The 3,227-nt window shown below is 40.0% G+C and carries 5 protein-coding genes; all 5 read left to right on the top strand.

Translation table 11 applies throughout. From position 1 onward, the window contains the following. The first annotated feature begins 300 nt into the window (after positions 1–300). The 5 genes from IQ228_RS23720 (at position 301) to IQ228_RS23700 (ending at position 2,862) form a co-directional block, all read left to right on the top strand. Positions 301–483 (top strand): hypothetical protein, encoded by a 183-nt coding sequence (locus tag IQ228_RS23720; protein WP_080683877.1) that lies wholly within the window; start codon positions 301–303, stop codon positions 481–483. Between the two features lie 121 nt (positions 484–604). Beyond that, on the top strand, positions 605–922 hold the full coding sequence (locus tag IQ228_RS23715) for a 2Fe-2S iron-sulfur cluster-binding protein (protein WP_193964657.1): 318 nt from the start codon (positions 605–607) through the stop codon (positions 920–922). Positions 923–998: 76 nt separating this feature from the next. Then, the gene (locus IQ228_RS23710) at positions 999–1,169 is read left to right on the top strand and encodes a hypothetical protein (RefSeq protein ID WP_173401694.1); all 171 of its coding nucleotides are present in this window, start codon (positions 999–1,001) and stop codon (positions 1,167–1,169) included. A gap of 43 nt (positions 1,170–1,212) precedes the next feature. Further along, positions 1,213–2,274 carry a DUF3326 domain-containing protein gene (locus IQ228_RS23705; protein ID WP_027401381.1) on the top strand — a complete coding sequence of 354 codons (1,062 nt, stop codon included), beginning with the start codon at positions 1,213–1,215 and terminating at the stop codon, positions 2,272–2,274. A 6-nt stretch (positions 2,275–2,280) separates the two neighbouring features. Continuing rightward, entirely contained in the window at positions 2,281–2,862 is a 582-nt protein-coding gene (locus IQ228_RS23700; RefSeq protein WP_027401382.1) for a CPBP family intramembrane glutamic endopeptidase, read from the top strand. Positions 2,863–3,227: the final 365 nt, after the last annotated feature.

The raw sequence follows: 3,227 nt of genomic DNA, 5'->3' as shown, positions 1-3,227 counted from the left end.
TTTTAAGATAGTTACCGACCTCTAACATTGTCGTTCGCGCCAGCGTGCCGGAGGCATCTAGCTAACATTACCCCAGAAATGGGAGGCTCTTCGGAGCAAAATATTATGTCCAAAGTATTTGTTTTAGGGACTTCCAATTAAAAAAATCCCCAAAAGTTTCTTGTGGTGCGGGACGAATTGCCCGCTAATTACCAAGGACGGGCAGGATGCCCATCCCACAAAATTGGGTAATTTATTTTTTGGTGTTCCCTTAGACACTGAAAAAAGACCACTGGACTCACAAAAAGGACGGTTACGAATATGGAAAATCAAAGATTTGTTAATTGCTCAACTGTCCCTCTCATTGTTTGTGCTGGCGCACAAAATTACTCAAGGGACGTTTCACAATTAACCCTCCATTCCTCCCATCACCAAACTGAGTACAGTTTTGGTGATGGGAGGAATGGAGGTTTAGATGAATATGAACAAGCTAACCAAATTTAGCAACAGCCAAAAGCCTGGAAAATTAAGTCAAATTTAACAATAAATAAATATGGTATAATGCCTTAATAATGTTAACAAGTAGAATAGAATATTTGTCTGTTGTCAAACACTGCTGCTATATATGTCCAAAATTTACACCGTAGAAATTAACCACCAAGGTACAAAATATACCCTGCAAGTTGCTGAAGATGAAATTATTCTCAACGCCGCCTCAGCTAATGGTTTAGACTTACCGACTTCTTGCGGTGCTGGTGTTTGTACAACTTGTGCGGCTTTGATTACAGAAGGAACTGTAAATCAAGAAGATGGTATGGGTGTAAGTCTAGATTTGCAAAAACAAGGCTACGCGCTGCTTTGTGTTGCTAAACCTCTTTCTGATTTAAAAATCGAAACAGAAAAAGAAGAGATTGTTTATAAAGCGCAATTTGGGAAAGGTTGATAATAATAATTAATAATTACCAATCACCAAAAAGTTTCTGTATTCTCAAAATCATCAAGGCAAAGGATTTAGGATTATGACAACTCACTTTATTTCCGCTGAAATCGAATTGCAAGAAACTCCCACAGAATTAGAAGAAGCGATTACAGCAGAATTGGAGAAACAAGGTGAACCCCTGCGTTGGGCTATTACCGCTGTTAATGAAGAAGCACAAACCGTAACAGTAGAAGCCGTAGTTACCGCTTAAACTTTTTCTTTGTGTCTTTGCGCGAAAAAAACCTGTGATACCCATCCAAAAACCATACACCGTAATTTTAATTATACCTACCGGCATTGGGGCAGCGATTGGCGGTTATGCTGGTGATGCGTTACCAGTAGCTAGAGTTATATCACAGGTATGCGATCGCTTGATTACTCACCCCAATGTTATGAACGGCGCAAGTCTATACTGGAATATCCCCAATGGCTTCTACGTTGAAGGATATGGTTTAGATAAATTTGCGGCTGGAGAATGGGGTTTACGTCCGGTTCGCAGTAATAGAGTCGGTTTGCTTTTAGACCAGGGTATCGAACCGGAATTAATGCTGCGACACTTGCAGGTAGCCGATGCAGCTAGAGCCACTCTAGGATTAAATATTACAAATCATGTTATTACTGATGCACCGCTAAACGTAGAATTACGAACTTCTCCATCAGGTGCTAGTTGGGGAACAATCGGCAATCCTGATAGTTTATTACGGGCTGCTGAAAAATTAATTATAGAAGAAAAAGCCGAAGCGATCGCTGTTGTTGCCCGTTTCCCCGACAATATGGACGAAACCGCAGTTAAAAACTATCATCAAGGTCAAGGAGTAGACCCTATAGCCGGTGTAGAAGCCGTCATTAGCCATTTATTAGTTCGTACCTTTAAAATTCCCTGCGCCCATGCTCCTGCCCTTGCCAGCACCCCACCAGAAGCAAATTTATCCCCCCGTGCAGCAGCGGAAGAATTGGGCTACACATTCTTACCTTGCGTTTTAGTTGGGTTGAGTAACGCCCCGCAATTTATTATTAATACAGAAAATCACAATTTTTTATCCACTGATATCTGGGCAGATCAAGTTGATGCTTTAATCATTCCTGCTACAGCTTGTGGAAGTAGTGCTTCATTGAGTTTAAGCCAGAAACAATGTCAAATAATTACAGTTGCAGAAAATAAAACTTTGATGCAAGTTCCTGCATCCATGTTAAGAATTCCCACCTTGCAGGTAAACTCATATTTAGAAGCAGTAGGTGTATTAGTCGCTCATAAAGCAGGTATCAATCCCTCCTCATTAACAATTAACAATCACCAATTACCAATTATTTTTTAAAATCCTGTGATTGAACAACAAAACCAAGAACCAGAAATACCCTATTTAACACGCACCCAAGTCTTAGTAGCAATGGGTGTAACCGCAATTATTCTCTGGACAGTTGCTAAATTATGGTTGCGCTGGGGTAATATCGCGCTTTTTAAGTGGCACTGGCAAGAACAAGATTTATTATTAGGAATTAGTTTAGGTGTAATTATTACCATATTAAGTGGTTTAGCTTATCGTCTTTCTCCTCCCTACCGCAAAAGTGCCGATTATTATCTAGAAATGGTTCTTAAACCGTTAGCTTTACCGGACTTAATTTGGTTAGGACTACTTCCTGGTTTAAGTGAAGAATTATTATTTCGAGGTGTAATGCTACCCGCTTTAGGCGCAGATTATACCGCTGTGATCGTATCCAGTCTTTGTTTTGGAGTCCTACACCTTAGCGGTCCCGAACAATGGCCTTATGTAATTTGGGCAACCATTGTTGGTATTATTTTAGGTTGTAGCACCCTATTAAGTGGCAACTTGTTATTACCAATAGTTGCCCATATCGTCACAAATTGGCTATCTAGCTACTTATGGAAAATTCAAAAACTTTAGATAAGTAATTGGACAAAAATATTTACAGTCATTGCGAGGGAAGGGAAGCAATCACAACCCTTGCGCTTGCTTCATTTCACTTCGTTCCATATGGCTAACGCCAGGCAACGCTTACGCAATGACATTGTGTAATTAATTCTGTCTCACTACTTAGCAGAGTAGGGATTTTTTTAATTTTTAATTTTTGGTGTTGCTGATAGCCTGCGTGGCGTAGCCATATTGAGGTATGAAATTCCCAAATTGAACCTTTAAAACTCTTACCTCTGCGCCTTTGTATGAGACTAGTAGTTCGTCAAATTTATTTTGACGGGTAATGATCGGAAAAAACTTCTGTTCTTCCCTCCCCTACCCCTGTCTCTTATACA

It is taken from the genome of Dolichospermum sp. LEGE 00246 (genome assembly GCF_015207865.1).
Taxonomy (GTDB): domain Bacteria; phylum Cyanobacteriota; class Cyanobacteriia; order Cyanobacteriales; family Nostocaceae; genus Dolichospermum; species Dolichospermum heterosporum.
This window is presented reverse-complemented; position numbering and strand designations above follow the sequence as displayed.

Bases quoted from the DNA above. Each gene is read 5' to 3' on its own strand.
- IQ228_RS23715 (WP_193964657.1), top strand. From the start codon at position 605: ATGTCCAAAATTTACACCGTAGAAATTAACCACCAAGGTACAAAATAT.
- IQ228_RS23720 (WP_080683877.1), top strand. From the start codon at position 301: ATGGAAAATCAAAGATTTGTTAATTGCTCAACTGTCCCTCTCATTGTT.
- IQ228_RS23710 (WP_173401694.1), top strand. From the start codon at position 999: ATGACAACTCACTTTATTTCCGCTGAAATCGAATTGCAAGAAACTCCC.